This window comes from Cloacibacterium sp., from assembly GCF_047601505.1.
Classification (GTDB): domain Bacteria; phylum Bacteroidota; class Bacteroidia; order Flavobacteriales; family Weeksellaceae; genus Cloacibacterium.
In genome coordinates, this window is record NZ_JASGJD010000001.1 from 2,505,455 (window position 1) to 2,527,739 (window position 22,285).

20 protein-coding genes and 1 pseudogene are annotated in these 22,285 nt (G+C 31.6%); 8 read left to right on the top strand and 13 right to left on the bottom strand.

What is annotated here, in order from left to right; all coding sequences use genetic code 11:
• Positions 1 to 213 precede the first annotated feature (213 nt).
• The 3 genes from QM746_RS11425 to QM746_RS11435 all read left to right on the top strand — a co-directional run bounded on the left by QM746_RS11425 (position 214) and on the right by QM746_RS11435 (position 2,803).
• Complete coding sequence (locus QM746_RS11425; protein WP_414984341.1) at positions 214 to 681, top strand: LexA family protein; 468 nt, start codon at positions 214 to 216, stop codon at positions 679 to 681.
• Positions 681 to 1,946: a Y-family DNA polymerase gene (locus QM746_RS11430; RefSeq protein ID WP_414984342.1), complete on the top strand. Its 1,266-nt coding sequence runs from the start codon at positions 681 to 683 to the stop codon at positions 1,944 to 1,946. Before QM746_RS11425 ends, QM746_RS11430 begins: the two co-directional genes overlap by 1 nt.
• A 212-nt stretch (positions 1,947 to 2,158) precedes the next feature.
• The gene (locus QM746_RS11435; RefSeq protein WP_414984343.1) at positions 2,159 to 2,803 is read left to right on the top strand and encodes an SOS response-associated peptidase; all 645 of its coding nucleotides are present in this window, start codon (positions 2,159 to 2,161) and stop codon (positions 2,801 to 2,803) included.
• Between the two features lie 101 nt (positions 2,804 to 2,904).
• Here QM746_RS11435 and QM746_RS11440 read toward each other — a convergent pair whose 3' ends face one another.
• The gene (locus QM746_RS11440; protein WP_414984344.1) at positions 2,905 to 3,798 is read right to left on the bottom strand and encodes an alpha/beta hydrolase family protein; all 894 of its coding nucleotides are present in this window, start codon (positions 3,796 to 3,798) and stop codon (positions 2,905 to 2,907) included.
• Positions 3,799 to 3,992: 194 nt separating this feature from the next.
• On the opposite strand from QM746_RS11440, the gene QM746_RS11445 reads away from it, so the two are divergent.
• Positions 3,993 to 4,349 (top strand): prevent-host-death protein, encoded by a 357-nt coding sequence (locus QM746_RS11445; RefSeq protein ID WP_414984345.1) that lies wholly within the window; start codon positions 3,993 to 3,995, stop codon positions 4,347 to 4,349.
• Between the two features lie 137 nt (positions 4,350 to 4,486).
• Here QM746_RS11445 and QM746_RS11450 read toward each other — a convergent pair whose 3' ends face one another.
• From QM746_RS11450 to QM746_RS11475, 6 genes are all read right to left on the bottom strand, one after another.
• Positions 4,487 to 5,308 carry an alpha/beta fold hydrolase gene (locus tag QM746_RS11450; RefSeq protein ID WP_414984346.1) on the bottom strand — a complete coding sequence of 274 codons (822 nt, stop codon included), beginning with the start codon at positions 5,306 to 5,308 and terminating at the stop codon, positions 4,487 to 4,489.
• Between the two features lie 158 nt (positions 5,309 to 5,466).
• Positions 5,467 to 6,297, bottom strand: a complete 831-nt coding sequence (locus tag QM746_RS11455) for a helix-turn-helix domain-containing protein (protein WP_414984347.1) — start codon at positions 6,295 to 6,297, stop codon at positions 5,467 to 5,469.
• A 208-nt stretch (positions 6,298 to 6,505) separates the two neighbouring features.
• The gene (locus QM746_RS11460) at positions 6,506 to 8,092 is read right to left on the bottom strand and encodes a calcineurin-like phosphoesterase C-terminal domain-containing protein (RefSeq protein WP_414984348.1); all 1,587 of its coding nucleotides are present in this window, start codon (positions 8,090 to 8,092) and stop codon (positions 6,506 to 6,508) included.
• An 18-nt stretch (positions 8,093 to 8,110) separates the two neighbouring features.
• A complete protein-coding gene (locus QM746_RS11465) occupies positions 8,111 to 9,562 on the bottom strand; it encodes a SusD/RagB family nutrient-binding outer membrane lipoprotein (protein ID WP_414984349.1) in 1,452 nt (483 codons plus the stop codon).
• A gap of 7 nt (positions 9,563 to 9,569) precedes the next feature.
• Complete coding sequence (locus QM746_RS11470; RefSeq protein ID WP_414984350.1) at positions 9,570 to 12,548, bottom strand: SusC/RagA family TonB-linked outer membrane protein; 2,979 nt, start codon at positions 12,546 to 12,548, stop codon at positions 9,570 to 9,572.
• A gap of 429 nt (positions 12,549 to 12,977) precedes the next feature.
• A complete protein-coding gene (locus tag QM746_RS11475; RefSeq protein WP_414984351.1) occupies positions 12,978 to 14,609 on the bottom strand; it encodes a phospholipase D-like domain-containing protein in 1,632 nt (543 codons plus the stop codon).
• 92 nt (positions 14,610 to 14,701) lie between these two features.
• On the opposite strand from QM746_RS11475, the gene QM746_RS11480 reads away from it, so the two are divergent.
• Both QM746_RS11480 and QM746_RS11485 read left to right on the top strand, forming a co-directional pair.
• Complete coding sequence (locus tag QM746_RS11480; protein WP_414984352.1) at positions 14,702 to 14,905, top strand: hypothetical protein; 204 nt, start codon at positions 14,702 to 14,704, stop codon at positions 14,903 to 14,905.
• Between the two features lie 123 nt (positions 14,906 to 15,028).
• Positions 15,029 to 15,293: pseudogene (locus QM746_RS11485) on the top strand (transposase); the annotation flags it as partial.
• 158 nt (positions 15,294 to 15,451) lie between these two features.
• On the opposite strand, the gene QM746_RS11490 reads toward QM746_RS11485, so the two are convergent.
• A complete protein-coding gene (locus tag QM746_RS11490; RefSeq protein WP_414984353.1) occupies positions 15,452 to 16,393 on the bottom strand; it encodes a polysaccharide deacetylase family protein in 942 nt (313 codons plus the stop codon).
• A 4-nt stretch (positions 16,394 to 16,397) separates the two neighbouring features.
• Positions 16,398 to 16,790 (bottom strand): MauE/DoxX family redox-associated membrane protein, encoded by a 393-nt coding sequence (locus QM746_RS11495; protein WP_414984354.1) that lies wholly within the window; start codon positions 16,788 to 16,790, stop codon positions 16,398 to 16,400.
• 87 nt (positions 16,791 to 16,877) lie between these two features.
• On the opposite strand from QM746_RS11495, the gene QM746_RS11500 reads away from it, so the two are divergent.
• A complete protein-coding gene (locus tag QM746_RS11500) occupies positions 16,878 to 17,711 on the top strand; it encodes an AraC family transcriptional regulator (RefSeq protein WP_414984355.1) in 834 nt (277 codons plus the stop codon).
• A gap of 358 nt (positions 17,712 to 18,069) precedes the next feature.
• Here QM746_RS11500 and QM746_RS11505 read toward each other — a convergent pair whose 3' ends face one another.
• From QM746_RS11505 to QM746_RS11520, 4 genes are all read right to left on the bottom strand, one after another.
• On the bottom strand, positions 18,070 to 18,486 hold the full coding sequence (locus tag QM746_RS11505; protein WP_414984356.1) for a 3-hydroxyacyl-ACP dehydratase FabZ family protein: 417 nt from the start codon (positions 18,484 to 18,486) through the stop codon (positions 18,070 to 18,072).
• Between the two features lie 463 nt (positions 18,487 to 18,949).
• Positions 18,950 to 19,774, bottom strand: a complete 825-nt coding sequence (locus QM746_RS11510) for a DUF5694 domain-containing protein (RefSeq protein ID WP_414984357.1) — start codon at positions 19,772 to 19,774, stop codon at positions 18,950 to 18,952.
• Between the two features lie 292 nt (positions 19,775 to 20,066).
• Positions 20,067 to 20,804 carry a DUF5694 domain-containing protein gene (locus QM746_RS11515; protein WP_414984358.1) on the bottom strand — a complete coding sequence of 246 codons (738 nt, stop codon included), beginning with the start codon at positions 20,802 to 20,804 and terminating at the stop codon, positions 20,067 to 20,069.
• Positions 20,805 to 21,495: 691 nt separating this feature from the next.
• A complete protein-coding gene (locus QM746_RS11520; protein WP_414984359.1) occupies positions 21,496 to 21,696 on the bottom strand; it encodes a hypothetical protein in 201 nt (66 codons plus the stop codon).
• Between the two features lie 75 nt (positions 21,697 to 21,771).
• Between QM746_RS11520 and QM746_RS11525 the strand changes: the two genes are divergently transcribed.
• Positions 21,772 to 21,996 (top strand): hypothetical protein, encoded by a 225-nt coding sequence (locus tag QM746_RS11525; protein ID WP_414984360.1) that lies wholly within the window; start codon positions 21,772 to 21,774, stop codon positions 21,994 to 21,996.
• The last annotated feature ends 289 nt before the right edge of the window (positions 21,997 to 22,285 follow it).

A 22,285-nucleotide genomic window follows, 5' to 3' on the forward strand; every position in this document is an offset into this window, starting at 1 on the left:
ACAATAATTTTTCATAATTACCTCATTCACCTGCACAAAAACCGTCTCTAGTCCAAGTATTCCTATAGCCAGTTATTTGTTTGTTTCATTTCGCTAATTTCAATGATAGTTAAACAATTTTCCTCCCTTTAGGGTTGGGGAAAAGAAAATTGTTTCCACCAAAACTTTTCCACACTCCCCCATTCATTTTGCATTATTTTATACCTTTGAAAAATGAAATCCAAAATAGAACTTTTCAAACTCGAAAACGATGAAAACATCACAATTCCTGTTCTTCCAGCCAAGGTAAAAGCTGGTGGTTACGGCAGTTTTGAAAGTCCTGCTTTAGACTTCCCCGAAGACACTATAGACCTGTTAAAACTCTTAATAAAAGACAAAGAAACCACTTTCTTTGCTCGTGTTACTGGGGATTCTCTCATTGGTATAGGCGTTTTTGATGGTGATATTCTTATCGTTCAGAAAGGTCTATTTCCACGCGAAAATGACATTGTCGTAGTTTTTTACCAGGGTGAATTTTATGTAAAGAGGTACAAACCTAAATACAAAGAAAATTCTCTAAGATTAGAAAAAATAAAACTCAAGTCAGAAAATCCTGATTATGCGGATATGGACATCAATGAAGATACGGACTTCGAACTTTGGGGCGTTTCCACTTGGAATCTACATAAACTAAGAAAATAATGTTCGGCTTAATAGATGGCAATAATTTCTATGCGAGTTGCGAAAGAGTTTTTCGACCAGACTTGCGAAACAAACCCGTTGTAGTTCTTTCGAATAATGATGGGTGCGCCATTGCACGTTCCAATGAAGCCAAAGCTTTGGGAATTACAATGGGGCAACCCTATTTCCAAATAAAACACCTAGAAAAAGAAGCAGGTCTCACCGTTTTTTCTGCCAATTTCATACTGTATGGAGATATCTCAAATAGAATTGTTAATATTTGCAGAAGATATTGCAAAGACATTGAAGTGTACAGTGTAGACGAATCATTCCTAGACTTCCATGGTTATAACCATGTAGATTTATACCAACATTGTTTAGAGCTTAGGGAAAAAGTTTTCAGAGGTTTAGATATACCTACAAGTATTGGGATTGCACCCACCAAAACATTGGCAAAGGTGGCCAATAAAATAGCAAAAAAATTCCCTGAAAAAACAAAAAGCGTCTATATTATAGACACCCCAAAAAAGATTGAAAAAGCGCTCCAATGGTTCCCTTTGGAAGATGTTTGGGGTATTGGCAGAAGATATTTCGAAAGGTTTTCAGCTCGTGGTATCAAAACAGCTTGGGATTTTACCCAACTTCCAGAAGCTTTCGTCCAAAAAGAAATGGGTATCCTTGGTTTAAGAATGCATAGAGAATTACGTGGAATTCCACAATACGACCTTTCCGTTCCAAAACCCAAAAAAGGAATTGCAACCACCAGAACTTTTGACAAACGTACAGACGATTTAGAAACCTTAAAAGAAAGAGTTTCTACATTCGCCTATAAATGCTCCGAGAAGCTGAGAGCTCAAAAATCATGTTGCAGATACGTAACGGTTTTCATCATGACAGACCGCTATAAACAGGATTTAAAGCAGTACAGCAATTCCATTACCATCACATTAGCCAATCCTTCCAATTCCGCTATTGAGATTTCAAAGGCAGCACTTCAAGGACTGGAGAGAATTTACCTGCCCTATTTCCAGTATAAAAAAGCAGGTGTAATGGTCACAGAATTTGTTCCGGTAACAGAGCGCTTGACTTCTTTATTTGATGAAGATTTACATGCCAAACACCAACCAATTATGAAAGTGATAGATGTAATGAACAAAAGATTAGGAGCAGACAAAATAAAACTCGGCTCCATGGACGTACAAAGAACTTGGAAGATGAATCAAAAAAATCTTTCTCCTCGTTATACCACAGACCTCCACCAAATCATCAAAGTCAAAGCAAAATAACCCAATATCAGTTCCCATCTTTCAGAGGACTGGTATTCCGAGAATCGGAATGACGGGGTGTTTATTCCCAAAACTTCAAAATAATTTTACTCCCTTTAGGGTTGAGGTAAAAAATTTTTAAACTTAACATCTAATATTCCTAACAATTCCATAATCTCAAATTTCATTAATTAAAAAATTCCTATTTTTGATTAAACCATTATTTCACCATCATGTGCAACTACGTAAGAATTAAATCCACTCCAAAAGAACTGGAACAAGCCTATCAGGCAGAATACATTGGAAATGATTATACCAGAGACGACAAAATCAATGGTTTTGCAAATCCAAAAATACCAGTGATTTTAGACCACGATACAGACCGTATCGTTGCAGCGCAATGGGGTTTTCTCCCCTCTTGGGCTAAGGACAGCGAATTCGCTAAGAAAACCCTGAATGCAAGAATGGAAGAAGTACACCAGAAGCCAACCTATAAAAACTACACCAATAACCGTTGCCTTATTTTAGTCAATGCTTTCCATGAATGGAAATGGTTGGATGACAAAGGAAAAAGAAAAGACAATTATCTCATAAAAATTAAAGACCAAGATATCTTTGCCATTGGCGGTATTTACAATGTTTGGCACAATCCAGCTACTGATGAAGAAATCCTTACCTGCACCATAGGAACCACGGAAGCCAACCCATTGATGGCAGAAATCCACAACACCAAACACCGTATGCCAATCCTTTTGCATCAAGATATACAATACCGTTGGTTAGATGATATCCCAGTAGAAGACTTTCTATACCCAAACTACAATCCAGAACTCACCGCCCAAAACCTCACAAATTTAGAAAGCCAATCATTATTTTAATTGATGTCTAGAGAATAGAATCTTATCAATATCAGATATCTTAATTTATGCAAAAAAAACTCATTTAAAAGAGGCTTGTTTGTTTTTTAATATAAACGAAATCAATTTTTACGATTTCTATTGTATATTGTTTTATGTTTTATCCATTGTATTGAGACGTCAAAAGGTGTTGTAATATCAAGAGAGGAAGTATTATGTCCTAAAGTTGGAAACAAGGTATATTCAAAAGGTTTGCCTTGAGCTTTAAAAGCATTTAATTGCTCTATACACAATTTTACAGGGATTTGTATATCCTTCTCTCCAAAGAGCCATAGACCAGGAATTGAAATGGCATTCAAAGAAATTTTTGGGTCAGTTGCCACAAATTGATATTTATCGGGGTCATTTTTTGTATGTTCGCGAGCATCTGCATCTGTATGATTGTCCCAAAATTTATCATTTCCATTTGTATAAAATTGAAATCGAAGTTGTTCTAAAGTTGTAATTGTAGGACAACTAAATAAAACCATAAATTGAATTTGTGGATTTTTACTTGCAGCAATTGGAATTATCCATCCTGCTTGACTGAAACCAACTAATCCAATTTGTGTTTTCTTGTCTTTCAAATAAGTTTGCAAAGTTTTCACAGCTTCGCTTGCGTCGCTAGATAATAAATTAAGGTTGACAGAGTCTATATTATTAGTACCAACAGATGGACCAACATATACGCCACCAGATTCTCCAACACCACGTTTATCATACGTCAATACAGCAATTCCTTCTTTCGCTAATCGTTTTGCAAACTCCATTTCTCTTTTCACAGGGTCTGAACCATGAACAATTACAACTGCTGCAAATGGTTTTTCGGGTATCAAAATTGAACCTGCAAGAGAGACACCTTGACTGTCAAACTTTACCTCTTCGATGGTATAATCTGTTGATTGTGAAAATACATTTAATGGTAATATCATTAATAATAAACCAAAAAATGAGGTCTGAATAAAGCTGATTTTCATTTAAAATAATTTGGATTTGTGATGAATTGTTTTATTTTGCAAGTTACAATTTATTTATTGTTGTTTTATTTTTTAAGAAAATCTAAAGTTTTATTTAGCGCTGGATTGTAAACAAAAATGTAAATTCAAAATTAATAACTTATTAATAGTTAATAATTATTTTGTAATTTTAATCATTAATAAAACAATAAACCATGAATTTCAAAATTGAACTCAACACACAAAAACGAGGCTCGAACATTGTTTTTCACAATATTATTTTTGACTTTTTTAAAATAAATATTGTAGAAAGACATAAAAAATCAAAACATCCCCAAGCCTCTTTAGAATTTGCATTATTTAAAATCAGGACTATAGATAACAATATCATCAAAACAAAAGAAGGTAATTCCAGATTTAAAATTAAAAGAAATCATTTAGAGACGTACAAAAAATTAATTCAAATATTAAATTCATACGAATATAAAAATAGACTTATTGATAGAAAAAATGCTGAACAAAAATTAGTTGACTTTATTTTAAGTTTAGTTATTTCTAATTATACGATATAATAAATTAAAATAGAGCTCATCGTTTTTAGAAATAATAAGTTTAGTTTACAATAATCACAAACGAAAAAAGCTAACTCTAAGCGAATTAGCTTCTATATTCATTGATTATTAAAATAAGTTAATTACATTCTGTATTCTTAAGAACTGATAAATTCAAGAATATCTTTATTAATAGTCTCTGCTTCTGTAGTTGGCATTCCATGAGGAAATCCTGGATAAATTATAAGTTTACCATTTTTTAATAATTCCGCAGCTTTTACCGCTGTTGTAGCATAAGGTACAATTTGGTCATCATCGCCATGTAATACTAATACTGGAATATCTACAGTTTTAAGGTCATCTGTAAAATCTGTTTCTGAAAAAACTTTTATACAATCATACTGAGCTTTTATTCCTCCCATCATTCCTTGTCTCCACCAGTTATCTTGAATTCCTTTTTTAACATCAGCTCCTTCCCTATTATATCCAAAAAATGGGAAAGTTATATCTTGATAAAACTGAGCTCTATGATGCTTTGTATTAAATCGAATATCATCAAAAACTGCCAAAGGAACACCATCTGGATTATTTTCATTTTGAATCATATAAGGTGTAATTGCACTAACTAAAACAACTTTAGCCACTCGGTCTTTACCAAACTTTGCAGCATATCTTATTGCCTCTCCTCCACCTGTAGAATGTCCAATATGAATTGTATTTTTTAAGTCTAAGAATTCTACTAACTCTGCTACATCTGCTGCATAGGTATCCATATCATTCCCTTTAAAAGTTTGAGTAGATCTTCCATGCCCTCTTCTATCATGTGCAATTACTCTAAATCCTTTTTCTAAGAAAAACATCATTTGAGCATCCCAATCATCAGATGTTAAAGGCCAGCCATGATGAAAAAAAATGGGTTGACCGGTTCCTAAATCTTTGAAATAAATTTCTGTTCCGTCTTTTACTGTAAACTTGTTCATAATTTTTAAATTTTAAATTGTTAATAATATTTTGATATGGCAAAATTGAGCTAAAAAAATAAAGGTATCAATGGACACTTTTCTCTTTGTATTGTACTTTTTTCCTAGTGATATAAAAATAAAAGCACAGCTTATAGCTATGCTTTATAATTAATTTATCAAATTTTAGAATTTTTTCTAAATGAGGCCGGCGACAAACCAGCATTTTTAGTAAAAAAGCGAACAAAGTATGCATCATCGTCATAATTTAAGTTATAGGCAATTTCTTTCACTGACATGCTTGTATAAAACAAAAGCCGTTTACTTTCTAAAATAAGTCTATCTTTAATTATATCATTAGGTGTTTTCTTACTGATAAGACTAATTTTTTTACCTAAATTTTTTGGGGTCATAAATAGCATATCAGCATAATCGGACACTTTATGATGAGTTTTATAATGTCGTTCTACTAACAAACTAAATTTTCTTAAAAAATTAACTTCTGTTTGCAAGTCATCATTTTCTAAATAATGTTGTTTTTTCCAAATTCTAGTAGATTTTAAAATAATTAATTTCAACAAAATTCTCAGCATTTCTTCAGTACTAGAATCTTCACTTTTCATTTCATTTTTTATTTCATTAATAATATTTTTAATCTCTTGAGATTGACTATCATTTAAAGAAATAAAAGGAATTTCAAAAACGTTATTATACAATATTCCATCACAGGCTACTTCATGATCATGAATTTCAATACAATAAAAATCTCTATTAAAATGCATTAGAGTAGCTTCTATGGCTTCACATGGCTTTATTACTACTTTAGGATTAACAAATAACAACGAATCTACATCCAACATAAATTCCTGAAAATCAACTTGTACAATTGAGCCTCTTGGAAAAAACAATATTTTTATGTCATTTTCAATAGAATTCCAAAAATCTTCATCTAAAGATTCTTTTGAAAAAGATATATTCCCAAAACGTTTATATGAAAATTCCTTAATCATAAAGTGAAATAATTAATAAAAATTTCAATTCATCTAACACTTGTTAACTTATTAATATTGAAACTAGAGCAAATATAAACTAAAGAAATCTTATTATAATATTAATTAAACATAAAATTCTATAGAAATAAGAAATTTGCAGAAAGTTTATTTAATTAAAAAGCTGCCTCGAAATTGAAGCAGCTTTAAGATTTATATTAGCTCATTTTTATTGAATAGCTTTAGTATTTTTCACTTCAAAGCTAGATTTTGCGGTATAAACTTTTCCATAAAGGTCTTTAACTCTTACCTCCACTTCATGCTTCCCTAAATCTAATTTTTTAGAGAAAGGAGCTGTCCAAATATGTCTCGAATTTTCTGGATTATTAGGTCTTCTTCCAACAAACAACTCATTGGTAGTATCCCATTTTAAAACACTGTCTGTAAACTCAGGGTCAATAGATTCAGTATAATCCATTTTTTTCCATTCACCACCATCTATTCTATATTCTAACTCATCATTCTTACTACCCATAAAAAAATTAGCAACAATTCTTGCTGAATTTTTAGATTTAAAAGGGATTACTTTAGGAATCCAAAGATTAATCTGATAATCTTCTGATTTACCAGCAACTTTATAAGTAATTTCATAATCATTATCTTTAAAATTAATAAAAGAGTAGCCTCTATAAGTACCATCTCTCATTACAGATTTAGGAACACCTATTTCATCAGCCGTACCAGAATACCAGTCACCAGAAGTTGTTCCTGCATTGAATTCGTGAATAGGCTTCATCCCATCCCAACCTTCTTTTTTACTGTAAAAAAACTGACTTTGCTTATGGGTATGTGCTGACATCATCAAAACATTCTGAAAAGGCTTCAAAATACTGAACAGCCTTTGCCTGTCTTCCATTCTAAAATGGTCGTCATTTTCATTTTCTGGTGTTAATTGAATATGAAAAGACAATACAATTAACTGATTTGGGTTTACATGTTTTAGATCATTTTCCACAAAATCCAATTGTTCTTTTCTAAAACCACCCCAATAGCTTTTTCCATCTCTAGGATCTGGATAAAGAATATCATCTAAAATAATAAAATGAACATTTCCATAGTTGAAAGCATAATTATTCGGACCGAAATTAGCTTCAAAAGTTTCATCTGAAAGTTTATCATCTTTGGCTTCGTAGTTCATATCGTGATTTCCCATAACGTTGTACCATGGCAATCCCATTTCTTTCACAGCATCTATATAAGCAGGATGCAGGTTTAAGTTATCGCCTACTAAATCTCCTAGACTAATCCCAAAAACTGCATTTTTCTTATTATTTTTAACTTCATTAATAATACCTCTTTTGAAATAATCCATTTCCTTTAAATCATAAGGTTGAGGATCTCCAAAAACCAAAATTTGAAAATTAGCATCTTCTTTTTGAGGATAAAGAGGAAAATTAATTTCTTTAGGAAGTTCACCTGAAGGTTTTACTCCAGCATATTTAAAATCTTTAGGAGAACCATTGGGTTTATGATTATAGAAAAACTGCGGTAACTGAGAAGCATTTTTCTGCGTCATATATTGTGAAGGCTTAATTACAAAAATGATATTATCGTCTTGCACTGGCAGTGTATATTTACCATCGGCCTCCGTTTGTACCACTTCAACTCCGTTAGAAACTGAAATATGAGCAATTCCTTTCTCTTTTTTATCTTTAATTCCGTTTCTATTTACGTCTTCAAAGACATAACCTGTTGCTGTTTGCTGAGCAAAAGCAAAAGTTGAAATAAACGAAAAAATTATAAGTTGTATTTTCATTTTTTTAATATTTAATAATTATTGATTCCACCAGTTAATCACATTGATATTATCCCCGCCCATAGATTGAACAGCGGCCTGATAGTTTTCTTCATTCAAAATTTTGGGTTGTGTAGGATACATTAATCTTTGAGGCATTTTACCATCATTTAGTAAACCTCCATTGTTTGGCAATACAGGATAGCCTGTTCTTCTTTTTTCATACCATTGCTGTTGGTCAACAAAGAAAAGAGCTACATATTTTTGAAGCATAATTCTTTCTAAAGTACCATTGTACATAACACTAGTATTTGAAAAATAATTAGCAGGAAGAGTAGCATTCCATTGTTCGATGGCTGCTTTCACTCCATTCTCATAATATGTTTGTGCACTACCGTTAATAATTCCTTTAAATGCCAACTCAGAAAGTATAAATTGTAACTCTGCGTAAGGAAAAATTAAAATTTTCGCAGGTGCTTTGGCTAAATTCTGATTCATATTAGAAGGCTGATAACTGAATGTAGTTCCGCTTGCAAAACCCACAGGAACACCTTTGTAACCTATATTTTGATTATTACTCAAATTTTTAGCCTGAGAGAAAAACAAAGACTGTCTAGGGTCATTATTAGCCTTCAAAGTTTCTACAAAAAATTCACCTGCGGCTCTACTTGTAGTAAAATCCTGAGGTCTAGCAATAGGAGGTAACAGTGGAGCTACCCCTGTAACACCAAGAGTAGTACTTTCTGTATTACTCTGAAAGATTGGAAAGACAGTAGGATTATTAACAATTTCTTGAATTCTAGAATAAACATCTACATCACCATTCCTTTTCAGAATCCTAGTTAACAACCTTAAAGAAAGAGAATTACAAAATTTTTTCCAATTGAGCACTCCATTTGTATCATTATTAGCATTGTAAAACAAGTCTTGGTCTGACAAAAGAGAAGAAGTTACAAATAATGAATTTGCCGTTTTTAAATCATCTAAAAGCTTTACATAGATATCTTTCTGCTTATCAAACTTAGGTTGCGTAATCCCTTCTTCAATTTTAGACGCCTCAGAGAAAGGAATATCTCCGTATGTATCTGTGAGGTTAGCATACATCCATGCATTCATTACCAATGCGATTGCCTGATAATTTTTATTGTTCTGCTGAACAGCTAAATCATACATTTGTTTTACTTGTTTCAACCATTTATAAGAAGTATTCCAATAAGAGTTTCCTGTACTTTCTGTAATGTAATATCTACCTATATTATTACCTTCTCCGGGGAAATCTACCGCCACTTGCATAATATCAAATGTAAAATCATTAGCTCTCAGATAGGCATTAGAAGCCATATTGTATTGCACAGGAGCTAACAAACTACCAGGTGTAGGATTGGTAATTTTACTTGTATCGGTATTAATTTCTTCAAAAGTTCTATCACATGACGAAATCACAAAAACCATCGTCAATACACTTAATACTTTAATAAATTTATTTTTCATGTTGATATTAGAATTTAGCATTGAGTTGAATTCCTACAGTACGGGCAGTAGGAAGTTGCCCCATTTCTATTCCTGGAGTTATCGAGGAATCGTTAAGCGTTGCTGCTTCTGGATCAAAAAGAGGAAACTTAGTCCACATCCAAAGATTTCGTCCAAATAAAGAAACACTTAAATCGGACATTTTAAGTGACTGAACAACTTGTTTAGGAAAGAAATATGTGATATTGGCTTCTCTTAATTTAAGATATGAAGAATCAAATGAATTGGTTTCTATATTTGCTCTTCTATAATAATCCGCATAGTAAGAAGACAGAGTTACCGCCTTTGTATTAGGCGAAAAACTCCCATCAGAATTTTGAACAACCCCCTGTCCTATTATTGTTCCGCTAGGATTATCTCTTCCCATTAAAGTATTGGTTAATTTACCTTGCTCTGACATTTTATGGTGAGACTGAGAATAAACTAAACCTCCGTATTGCCCATCAAAAGAAAAACTCAGAGAAAAGTTTTTATACTTAAAAGTATTTTGTAATCCACCTCTCCATTTTGCATAAGCGTTTCCAATATATTCTATTTGCGTAGATTTAGCCGTAAGTCCGTCTGAACCATATATAACTTGTCCGTCTGGTGCATATTGCAGTTTGTATCCATACATATCTCCCAAAGAACCTCCAACTATAGCATTAAAGAAAACCACACCTCCAACGCTTCCCATGGTATAAGGTTCCCCTTTAAATTCTTGTGGGAGAGAAAGAATTTTATTTCTATTTAAAGACCAATTAGCAGATACATTCCATGAGAAATTTTTATTTTTTACAGGATATGCATTTAGAGTCATTTCAACACCCCTATTTCTCACTTCACCAGAATTAATAGTCCTTGTTGTATAACCGGTCTCTATAAGAGATGGAACGTCTATAATTTGGTCTTTTGTATTATTTTGATACACCGTAACATTATAAGTTAATCGGTTTTTGAAAAAGCTAAAATCCATACCTGCTTCAATATTAGAATTCATCTCAGGTCTTAAATTTGGATTTTGATAATTTGAAAAAATTTCGGCAGAACCAGTAAAATCACTAGTATTATAAAATTGAACCAAACTATAAGGATCAGTATCATTTCCCACTTGTGACCAAGACGCTCTTAGTTTCCAAAAATTAAATTTATTTGATTTAAATTTCAGAATATCCGAAAGAATGAATGATGTAGAAACTGAAGGATAGAAATAAGAACGATTTTCTTTTGGCAAAGTACTGCTCCAATCATTTCTAGCAGTAACATCTACAAACCAAAGATTATCATAATTGAAAGTAGCTAAACCATACAAACTATTTGTTTCTTTATCTTTTGGCTGAGCGATTTTAGAAAGTAGCGAAATAGCATTGGTGAGTTGATAAACACCAGGCACCTTAAGACCTGTTGCCCTATAATCATTCAGTACATATTCATTAGCTCTTATATTTCCACCAGCTGAAGCACTCACATTAATTTTACCATAATTATTTTTGAAAGTAAAAAGTACATCGGTATTGTATTCTGAATTTTTGATGTACTGCTCACGATAATATCCTTGTAAATAATTAGCAGAGCTGTAAGGTCTTTTGGTTGTTCTTTCTTCATTGGTTATTTCAATTCCAGACCTTAGCATAACATCAAAATTCTTATTAAAACTGTAAGTTGCAGTTAAATTTCCTGTAATGAATTTTTTGTCAACTCCGTTCAGCATTTGGTATGCAATAAGATAAGGATTGTCTATATAAGAACTAAAAGGATGTATTTGGTCTATTTGATATTTATCTTTCTTCCAAATAGGTTTATACCATGCCAAATCAACATTTGGATTTTGAAAAATCATAAAATAAGAAATAGACTGATTGTTGTAACCTGTAGCCGGCAAATTATCGCTCTTTGTATAATTATAAGCAAACTTGGTCACAATTCTTAGTTTAGAACTCAATTTATGATCGAAAGATAAAGCATAATTAAATCTATCAAAACCTGTATTAGGCATCATCCAATTATTTTTCACATATGACAAAGAAGTACGAAATGATGTTTTATCATTAGAACTTTCTATACCTATAGTATTAGAAAAAGTAGTTCCTACACCCCAAAAATCTTTCACATTGTTTTTATATGGTCTCCATAATTGTCTTGTAAGACTTTGGCCTTCTACTGAAGGATCATATTGAAAATAGTATTGTCCGTCAAATTTTGGTCCAAAAGCACTACTTGTACCACCTGTGCTAACTCCATCTGGAGAAGCTCCATAAGAATAATAAAATTGTCCTGCTGTATTTTTAGTTAAAGTACCTTGTCCGTATTCATACTGCCAATCTGGCCATTTTAAAACAGTATCAAAACTTGTAGATGAATTAAAAGTAACTCTTATTTTTCCTGATTTAGATTTTCCAGATTTAGTAGTAATCATAATCGCTCCATTAGCACCTCTAGACCCATACAAGGCTGATGCTGTAGCTCCTTTTAGAACAGTTACAGATTCAATATCATCGGGATTAATACTGTTAAAATTATTACCATAATCTACTGGCAAGTCCCCTCCTGTTCCCGCTCCATAAGCTGCATTTCCTGTTCCTGTATTTGTTCCTCCTAAAGGAACCCCATCCACAACAATAAGAGCTTCATTATTATCTAAATTCATAGAAATACTACCTCTTAAAGTAATTTTAGCACTTCCAAGTGGACCAGCTCCAGCCGTTTGAATCTTCAAACCCGACACTTTTCCTTCTAATGCTTGCGCCCAGTTATTATTTTGAGTTTTTTCAAACTCTTCAGAAGTAACTTTTTCTGCAACATACCCCAAAGACTTGTCTTGTCTCTTAATTCCTAGTGCTGTTACCACCACCTCATCGATACTTTTTACAGTATCTAATTTTGCTTTTTTAGACTGAGCTTGTAACGGTGAAATGCCCACAAAACCAAGAGTTGTTAAGAAAATAATCTGTTGTGTTCTTTTTCGCATTTTCTTTTTTGCTCAAAAGTATCCTAATTACCCCTTAATTAATTTTAACACATTTTTAACATATCTTAAATTATTCTTAAACCTAAATTAAACAGAGCATTAATAATATCTTTCATTATTATTAAATAAAAGTGCTCATTATTTTTAATGACATAAAAATCAGATTATTGAAAAATATGAGCTTTATAACGATATTAATAGTTTTTAATATGATTAGAATTCTAGAAAGAAAAATCATTATTTTAAGATTAACACTTTAGCCAACTATTAACACATATTTTTAATTGATAATATAAAAAAAGGCTATCTCAAAAGTATCGAGTATAGCTTTTTTATTGTTTTTTGTATTCGAATACAAAAATTTTCTTTAAGAAGAATCTCAACCTAAATCTTGTATTTTTGAGACTGTTCCTTTTTAGTCAATTTTTATTATTTTTTAATAATTTTAGCTTGGTAAACTTTTCCAGCTACAGTTAGGTTAATGAAATATAATCCTTTTGGATAAGCAGTTAGGTCTATTTGAGTATTACCTAAATTTCTAAATTGTTTCTCAGCTATTTTAGTACCTATCACATTATAGATGGTATAATTACCGTACGCATTATTTAACATTGGATTTGCCTTAAAGAATGCAATACCATCCGTAGGATTAGGATAAAGTAAGATTTCATTATTAGAAATTGCAAAATCAGATGCATTCAATACTCCTCCTGCAAAGTTGTATAGGTAAGCGAATGCTTGGAAATATTGGTTTGCTACGTTTTTATCGTGAACAATTAAAGTGTTTTCATCATTTTTTGTTTCTGCAGAAGATGACCAGTTGTGAGAACCGGTAAGGACTTGAGGGTCTGAGGCTGCATTGAAATTATCAACCAACATAAATTTATGGTGTAAAATACCCGCACCAGTATATTTAACGACTTTGGTAGTCCCAATAGCTGTTTGAAGTGCTGTAAAGTCGTTACCAGAAGGATTTTGGCTATCGAAAACTGCATTAATAGCAGTAATACCAGTGTTATATTTGTTGATTAAAGCATCTCGGATATCGTCTCTTGTGATGAGCATATCTGCGATTTCTATATCTGTATTGGCTGAGTTGATTACGTTAACTATTTTAGCTGTCACACCATCAGAAGGGCTAAAATAAGAATTGACTACTCTACCACCAATTACAAAAGAATGTGGAGTATTATCTGTCTTATAAGGCCCAAATTTAGAAACGGTAGTATTTGGAGTCAACGTATTAGAACCCCACATTTCTTCAAACTCGATTTTGTAAGCTTGAGCAAGAGCTTGGTCTTGAATTGCAATAACGTTGTTTCTATCAGGACCATCAATTTGAACAGCAGTCCAATTGGTTGAGCCTGTCCACAACCAAGGGATATTAGGGTCTGAACTATCGGCATCAAAGATTACAAATTTATTGTGCATAATGCCATAACTAGAACTTGTAGGACTAGGTAAAGTATTAATACCAGGATTTAACAAAGGTATCATTGCACTAGAAGTACTACCATCATAAACTACTCTGACTTGGACACCACGAGCATAAGCATTGTTAATAGCACCTGCAATGCCAGAAGTAGAACTCGGAGAATAAGAATTGTAAATTGCAATATCTAGTGTACTTTGACAAGCGTTGATATAATCTATTAATTTGTCATCTAAGGTATCAGCAAGATTTACGGCATTTTGATATTGAGCTTTAGAATTATCTACAGTATGATTGAAATAAACGTTAATTGTTCCCGTAGAGGCTGACTTTGCAGCAATATAATTAGTTTTAGTAGTACCATCATTAAGGGAATATTCTAATTTAATAATTTGTGCCGGTTGAAGACTATCAAGGACAAAAGAATTAGAATTTGAGACTTGAGCAATTCTTTTTTGCATTTGAGATTTATTATCAAAAGCTTTAAGAGAAACTCCTTTGTTGAAATTGATTTGAACTTTATTATCCACGTAGTTTAAAGTATAATCATTTTCTTGTATTGTCTGAGAAAAAGAAAAGATTGAAATAAAAGTGGTTGATAATAAAAACAGAGTAGATTTTAATTTCATTGAATTTAATTTTCAACAAATTTAATTAATAATCAATATCTTGATCACATAAAAAAATAATATTTTTACAATACCGAATAAATTCAATTAGAATGATAAATAGACAAGAATACATCATACAGCTTTTAAAAGAAGGACATGACCAAACTGAAATAGCAAAGCAATTCAAAAAACACCCTGATTTCAAAATAGCCGGAAAATCTACTATTGAAAAAGAAATACAAGCAATAAAAAAGAAATATGGTGTAAAAACTATGTTTCAATTAGGATTAGTAATTGGAAAAGATGAAAAATAGTCTAAAAAAACTATCTTTGTATTAAGTAATAGAAAAAGTATTTTCTTTTATTTAAAATAGTCTTACCACTCAGCAATGAGTGGTTTTTATTTAAAGAAACTGTATAAGAAAAATAATTTAAAAATGAGTGTTCTTACAGATTTAAAAGCTCGTGGTGTGGAGGATATTCACCAATAATTTAAACAGATTTACACAGACTATCCGTTCTGTTTTTTCTGAATCTCAAACCCAAATCTGTGTCGTACACCAAATCATAAACACCTATAAACATGTGTTTTGGAAGGACAAAAAAGAATTTTCTGCCGATATGAAGCATATTTACACCGTCCCAACAAAACAAGCGACTCAAGCAGCTCTCAATGATTTTGCAAGAAAATGGGAAAGTAAATTAACAAAAAACGAACCTCTCTAAAATTGCTTCTAAAGAGGTCCTGTTTTATCTTTTTTAATGATTATTTTTAAAAAATGGTAGTTATGCAACGGCTACCGATTGGTGGCTAACCATTTTTACAATCATTAAAGATGCCAATTTTTAGCATTTGTTTTTTACTCTCTGATAGTTGTTTTGTCATTTAACACCAGTTCTGCAATTTCGTCTTTACGTTTAAAAGAAACACCTTTATGCGATTGCATATATTTTATTAAGTCATAAGCAGTTTTCACCATTTGAGGCGTTCCGCCAATTCTATCATGAAAGCTAATGGAAAGTTGTCTGCGTTTGGTTTCACTCTCTTCATATAATTGGTCAAATTCGGCTTTTACTTGGTTAAAAAACTGATCAATTGAAAAGCCTTTTCCTTCAATTAATAAAATATCGTTACAGCGTAATGTATAAGGCACTACTGCAAAATCTTTGTTTTTTACTTGAATAATAAAAGGTTCATCACGGCTTAAATCATCAATGTGATATTTAAAACCTAATTCCTGCAAAATGTTTAATGTGTTTTCGCCTCTTCGGAGCCAGTTTGCATTGTAACCGATTGGCGTTACGCCAGTAATATTTTTTACAGCATCAACACCATCTTTAATGTATTTTTTTTCTTCCTCATAAGGCAAATTGTAGGAGTCATTCCAGTTCATACCATGTGCAGCTGCCTCATGCCCACGGCTTACAATTTCTTTGGCCAAATCTGGTTTATTTAACACAGCTGCTCCCACCATGTGCGATGTAACTTTTATGCTCAGTTTGTCCCAGTTGTCTAACATTCTCGGAATGCCTTCTTTATAACCATACTGAAACCAAGTATTTGCGGGTAAATCTTTGTATCCATCTTTAATTTTTGGAAAGGGACTATCGGCAGTATTGGGCTGATTGCCAGCTTCGAACTGCATAGAAACGGAAACCACCAACCGTGAGCCATCTGCCCATTTGGTTTTTTCATTAGTTGTTTTCTGTAGTGGAATAGTTGCTAAGGTTTCCAATGGATTTACAACACTTGCTAGGCCTACAATGCTGCTTTGCTTTATAAAATCTCTTCTTGTGCTCATTATTTTATTTTTTTAAAAAATTATCGATTGAAATACTGTTGAAATCAATAAAGAAAAGCAGTATTATAAGATAAATAGCGTGAATTAGTTGTGATGGAATTGCTTCCCAATTCTCGATTGTGGTGCTTCCGAAAATTAGTAATGCCATTAGTAAAAGTGAAACATAAATGCTTTGCTGTGTAAACAAACCAATTAATAATAAAAGACCAGCTGCCACTTCCACAAAAGGAATCACATAACTGAATGGAACAATCATTACTTTTGGTAAATATGATTTTTCCATAAAACCAACCATCCAATTGCTAAAACCTTGCAATTTGGGTATACGTACCAAGCCGTGGCCAAGCAAAGACAGGGCTATGGGTAAGCGAAGAAAAAAGAATGCTGTTGTGTTCATTTTTTATAAATTTAATGATACAAATTTCAACATAATTAAATGCTAATTTGTTGTAAAATAATTGGATTGTTTTGTACATTTGCAGGTATGGAAATTAGAAATCTATTTCAACCATTTGAGCTGGATTTAGTGGAAGTAACTGAATATGAATCCAATAAGCACAAGAATACTTTTTTTGAAATGGTTTTTGTGTTGGATGGAAAAGGTGTACAAATAATTAACAATAATAAATTGCCTTATAGCTGTGATAAGTTGTTTCTAGTTTTTCCGCAAGACACTCACACATTTGAAGTGGCCACACCAAGCAGATTTTTCTTTATACGCTTCAACGAAACGTATCTAAAAACCCAAAGCAAAGAATGGATTCAGAAGTTGGAATTTATTTTTCACAACAGCAACCATTCGCCAAGTTGTATTTTGAAAACGATTACCGACAAACCCTTGATAAGAGCTTTGGTAGAAGCGTTAATCAGAGAAAAAATAAATCAGCAACCACAACAGGAGGAAGTTATTAAGCAACTGATAAATATCATTATTACCATAGCTGCGCGAAACATTTTGTTGGTTCTTCCTCTAGCTTTAAAAAATCAATCGACTATCAATGCGTTGCCTTTGGTGAGTTACATTCATCAAAATATTTATGAACCAAAAATGTTGTTGGCAAAAACATTTGCAAAACATTTTAATGTATCACCAACCTACATAAGTGAATATTTTAAGACGCAGACAGGGCAAAGTTTACAAGAATATATCACTGCTTATAAACTAAAACTTATTGAAACCCGCTTACAGTTTACAGATATGCACATCAGTGAAATTGTAGATGAATTAGGCTTTAGCGATGCAAGTCATTTAAATAAATTGTTTAAAAAATATAAAGGTGTTAGCCCAAGTGAATTTAAGAAATCTGTTAATAAGTAATTTGGGTACGGGCTAAGTTGTATTTGCAACTTTATAAGTCCATTATTCCTGCACAATGGTTTCTTAGAATTGCCTACATCGTCAGACTGTGAAAAAACATCACAATCTGTCAAACAAATATAGCGTTTTATTTATTTTAATAGCGATAAAAATCATATTTTTATGTATGCAATATATTCAAGGGATTTCCCGCCATCAGCCACAGTTGATTAGTTTAGAAGATAAGATAACGGCTGATAATCCTGTTCGGTTTTGATACCCCAAAACTGAACCTTGAGCGAAGTCGAAGGACAACAAGGGTTTTTATTGTTCGTGCTTCGCAAAAGACGAAAACTTAGCTATTGTGCGTTCATTTTTTTTAATCTATTCTACCACAAGTCCAAGTAGCTTGAGCAATTGGCTCCCCTTCAAAATAGGCTATCCCAGATTGTTTAATAATGCTATTGCTTACCCTAATATTCTTTATCTCATAACGAATTTGATTGCCATAGGTCACGCCTTTAAAGAACTGAACATCATTCATGGCAGCAAGCCCAAAAAAGCCATCTGCTAATTTAGCTTTCTTAATTCCTGCTCCACCACATTGAGCCATTGATTCAATAATAATCATTCCTGGAATATATTCATAATCAGGAAAACTACCCATAAGCATCTTGTCATCCTCTTTATTAAAAGTTTTTAAACCGATTACTGAATCATTATTTGCGCTCTGTATCTCATCTACAAAAATGAATGGATATCTATGTGGAATTAAACCTTCTATTTCTTTTTTCATTATTTCTTATTTATTACAAACGCAGGTTTCTCAACATGACGCACAACTTGTTTATATACTCAGTTTTTTGCTGTTTAGTTGAGCAAAGCTAACTGTTTCTAAGTAGCTATACACAATAATTGTTGCGTTTTATTTTTTATCACATTGTTGTTAGTTTTTTATTAGTTTTGATGAATGCCTAGCATTTCGATGATACTAAATTAACTAAAATAGTTGAACTGAAATGATAATTCTCTTATTCCTTTGAAAAAAATATTAAAAAAAGGGAAAAAAGAGCAGCAACTAAAAAAGAGCAAAACAATCCAGACTTTAAAACCTTCGTTTTAGGCAGGCTTATTTTTAGAATTTTGAGTATTAAATAAAAATAAACCTCTCTAAAATTGCTTCTAAAGAGGCTCTTTTATCTTTTTTAATGATTATCTTTTAAAAATGGTTGTTGTGCAAAAGCTACCGTTACCTGCGGTTATTTTAGGTAATCAAATGTGTTTTCAAGTTTAAATTTTGGGCTTCTTTTTAAAAAATCCATAAAGAAAGCAGTATGAGTTCCGCCCATTAATATAAAAATCTTGTCATTTTTGCCAACAGGAATTTGGTTGAGATTAGAGAACATAACTAAATTTCTATGATAAAATTTTCCTGCTTCGTCTGCTCCTTCGGAATTATTTTTACTTGAATTGTATAATAATAAATCAGCATTAAAATTTATAAGACTTTCCAAATATTGAGGATGATTATTTAATTTGAATAATTCAAAAAAAGGAATTCCTTTCTCTGGATTTTTCGCATCATTTTCATCACTCAATGCAGAATATTTATTTAATGTTGTAGTATCTACACTATTTATAACATTTACATTATAGTTATACCCTTCTTTAAAGTCAATTCCATAAATTTTTTTTGCCCCGCTAAGTCTTCCAACTTCATAAGCTAACAATTCTCTTTCGTCAGGATTTATAAACTTTTTCATTGGTTTTTTTAAATAATCTGAATATGAAATTTGTCTTATACTATCATTTTTAGGTAAATCTTCAATAACAATTATTGTGGGCTTAAATTCAGCCAATAACTTAGCTAATCTTTTAATTTCTTGCTGATTTTTTTTGTCGTTTTCATCAAAATCTGTTGAGTTTGCGTCAGAAGTTTCTCCCATATGAAATGTTGCTACATTTAATATAGGAATTGCATCGTCAAATTTAGTTTTATAAATATTCTGTTTATCGTAACGCACATTTTGTGCAAAAAGATTTAGTGTTGTCACAAAAAATAAGAATATCAAAAGTTGTTTCATTTTTATGCAGGTTAGTTTTATAATCGCAAGTAACGTCAGACTGTGAAAAAACATCATAATCTGTCAAACAAATATAGCATATTATTTGAGCTATAGCGTTAAAATCGTATTTTTATGTATGCGATATATTCAAGAAATTCCCGCTATCAGCTACAGTTGAGTAGTTTAGAAGATAACGGCTGATAATCAGGTTCGGCTTATTGATGCCATTGTAAAAACTCACCAATTTTACGACTAAAAAAATTGCTTTTTTTGTTTTTTTTCATAGAATATGTTGTGTGTATGTACCTTTTTATAACTGCTTGTTTGGAAATTTGTCTCTTAACATTTGAAAATGATCATCTCCTGTTAAAATCAAAACCCTTTTACCTTTATTTTTTTTTATTATGTTTTGTATGTTTTTTAGAATATGTTGGTCACGTTCTTCCGCAAAACTGTATATTCCATAATAAGGTGTATCTTTAAATTGTTTTTTTATACAAGCATAATATTCTCTGACCCATTCCCCATCTTTGCTTTCTAAAATTTGTTCCAATGACATCTTTTGAACAATAGAAGCTCTTTTTTTTTGATATTGCATACATGTCATCATCTTCTCACTATTAATAGAGTCATTTTCTAATAATTTTAATTGTTTTGCTTTTGGTACGTTTTGGAAATAGTTTTTAGGTAAATCTGATGCTTTTGTTGTCTCAATATCTTTACTCCACCAATCAAATCCAACAATTTTTTTATTTGGAAAATATTTTCTCATCATAACAAATTCTTGGGGATAAGTATTTTTTAGGACAGTCGTATCTTCATTAATATCAATGTTTCTTATCTCAACTGCTATAATATCTGGATTAATTCTCTGAACAATTGCACGAACAGAGTCATAGTTGTACATTTGATTTATTTGATGAAGCTTATGAATAGTTGGGATAAAATAAATATCACTTAAACCTGTTTCCGCTTTTTTTGAAATTTGACAAGATAGAAATGAAAAAAATAAAATTGGAGTGATGAATTTGAATAATAATTGTTTCATAATAATTTATTAATTGTAAATATTTCTTGGCATTACAACAATCTTCGCTTTCTATACCTTTAATATTTTCAAAATTAAGTAAAAATAACAAGATAGAAAGCAGTAAAGGATGAATTTTACAAAAAAATTACATGAAAAGATATATTGAAAAATGAGCCAAAGTAATCAATCACCTAAAAAATAAAATTTTTGGTAAGGGATTTTCATTTAAAACGATATTTCACTTGTCTTGTCCTAAATTAACTATACACAAAAAACAGTGTATATGAAAGATCAAGAATCATCAATTTATTCGGTTCGTAAGAACAATTAAAGACATTTTGATAAGCGATTAGTTTTGAAAATTGTTTCAGAAATTAAAAAAGGATTACCTCGCAAGGAGTCGATTCAAACCTATGGGTTAAGTACATCAACTATAGATAGTTGGATGCGTAATTATAGTTCACAAGATTACCAAGAAAACATAAAGCGTAGGGCATATACTCCGCATTTGAAATGTACTATGGCCTCAGTAGATTAAGCTTAAAATAAAGGCACTCAATACGCTAATTGATGTTGCTGAAGACCAACTCAAAATATCTCTTGAAGAATATATGGATAAAGATTTATAGTTATTATAAAACAAATGCACGAAAGAAGTACTCAAAAGTATTTCTTTCGTGCAAATAAATATTATTACCTCCTATGCGTTTTAAATTTGATTCATCGCATTAAATGCAGCTTGCGGATCTGAAAGGTATAGTTGTCTCAATCCTGCGGTTTGCCCAACTTTGATTTCATAATCGTCCTTTCCGATGCCTTCAAGAAGTTCTTCTGCAACGGCTAATGGAGACATGCCATATTCCTCTCCACCAATTTCTTTCGAGAATTCCGTATTAACCAAAGGTGGCATCAATTCAAAACTTTGATACTTATATCTTTGGCTAAAGTATGACGAAGTGCTAAAGTATAAGAGAGTAGTTTTAGAATGATGAAAACTTATTATCTGAAACAAGGAATACCAGAAGACAAATTTATAGAAGAATTAAAATTTTCTATTGAAGATATTAACACGAGAAGACCGCATTATGCACACTTGATTTATACACCAGACGAAGTACACCAAAATCCTGAACTAAAATTTTTGGAGAAAGTAAACCAAAATAGAATAGCAGAAAACAAAAGTTTTTCTTTTGAAAAAGGATGTACTTAATACCAGAAAAAGCAATGATTTTTAGATAATTTCATAAAGAAGGATTTCTATCTATTTTTTTAAGCTAAAAATCTGTTCTAATTACAGAAAATACAGTAAAAATACCACTATACGAAATTTCGTCTAGCAGTATTTAGATTTTATGGAAATTACAACTCTCTACAAAACAGCATTTTAAACAATAAAATACCATTTTAAAAAGCTAAAACTTAAATTGAAAGTTATTAGAGGTAGCCACGTAGCAGCTTCCATTGTCAAACCTAAACAGACGTTGTATAAGTAAAAAGAA

Bases quoted from the DNA above. Each gene is read 5' to 3' on its own strand.
- QM746_RS11440 (WP_414984344.1), bottom strand. From the start codon at position 3,798: ATGAAAATCAGCTTTATTCAGACCTCATTTTTTGGTTTATTATTAATG.
- QM746_RS11520 (WP_414984359.1), bottom strand. From the start codon at position 21,696: ATGCCACCTTTGGTTAATACGGAATTCTCGAAAGAAATTGGTGGAGAG.
- QM746_RS11445 (WP_414984345.1), top strand. From the start codon at position 3,993: ATGAATTTCAAAATTGAACTCAACACACAAAAACGAGGCTCGAACATT.
- QM746_RS11465 (WP_414984349.1), bottom strand. From the start codon at position 9,562: ATGAAAAATAAATTTATTAAAGTATTAAGTGTATTGACGATGGTTTTT.
- QM746_RS11510 (WP_414984357.1), bottom strand. From the start codon at position 19,774: ATGAAACAACTTTTGATATTCTTATTTTTTGTGACAACACTAAATCTT.
- QM746_RS11455 (WP_414984347.1), bottom strand. From the start codon at position 6,297: ATGATTAAGGAATTTTCATATAAACGTTTTGGGAATATATCTTTTTCA.
- QM746_RS11490 (WP_414984353.1), bottom strand. From the start codon at position 16,393: ATGAGCACAAGAAGAGATTTTATAAAGCAAAGCAGCATTGTAGGCCTA.
- QM746_RS11505 (WP_414984356.1), bottom strand. From the start codon at position 18,486: ATGAAAAAAGAAATAGAAGGTTTAATTCCACATAGATATCCATTCATT.
- QM746_RS11470 (WP_414984350.1), bottom strand. From the start codon at position 12,548: ATGCGAAAAAGAACACAACAGATTATTTTCTTAACAACTCTTGGTTTT.
- QM746_RS11525 (WP_414984360.1), top strand. From the start codon at position 21,772: ATGATGAAAACTTATTATCTGAAACAAGGAATACCAGAAGACAAATTT.
- QM746_RS11430 (WP_414984342.1), top strand. From the start codon at position 681: ATGTTCGGCTTAATAGATGGCAATAATTTCTATGCGAGTTGCGAAAGA.
- QM746_RS11460 (WP_414984348.1), bottom strand. From the start codon at position 8,092: ATGAAAATACAACTTATAATTTTTTCGTTTATTTCAACTTTTGCTTTT.
- QM746_RS11500 (WP_414984355.1), top strand. From the start codon at position 16,878: ATGGAAATTAGAAATCTATTTCAACCATTTGAGCTGGATTTAGTGGAA.
- QM746_RS11435 (WP_414984343.1), top strand. From the start codon at position 2,159: ATGTGCAACTACGTAAGAATTAAATCCACTCCAAAAGAACTGGAACAA.
- QM746_RS11480 (WP_414984352.1), top strand. From the start codon at position 14,702: ATGATAAATAGACAAGAATACATCATACAGCTTTTAAAAGAAGGACAT.
- QM746_RS11425 (WP_414984341.1), top strand. From the start codon at position 214: ATGAAATCCAAAATAGAACTTTTCAAACTCGAAAACGATGAAAACATC.
- QM746_RS11450 (WP_414984346.1), bottom strand. From the start codon at position 5,308: ATGAACAAGTTTACAGTAAAAGACGGAACAGAAATTTATTTCAAAGAT.
- QM746_RS11515 (WP_414984358.1), bottom strand. From the start codon at position 20,804: ATGAAACAATTATTATTCAAATTCATCACTCCAATTTTATTTTTTTCA.
- QM746_RS11495 (WP_414984354.1), bottom strand. From the start codon at position 16,790: ATGAACACAACAGCATTCTTTTTTCTTCGCTTACCCATAGCCCTGTCT.
- QM746_RS11475 (WP_414984351.1), bottom strand. From the start codon at position 14,609: ATGAAATTAAAATCTACTCTGTTTTTATTATCAACCACTTTTATTTCA.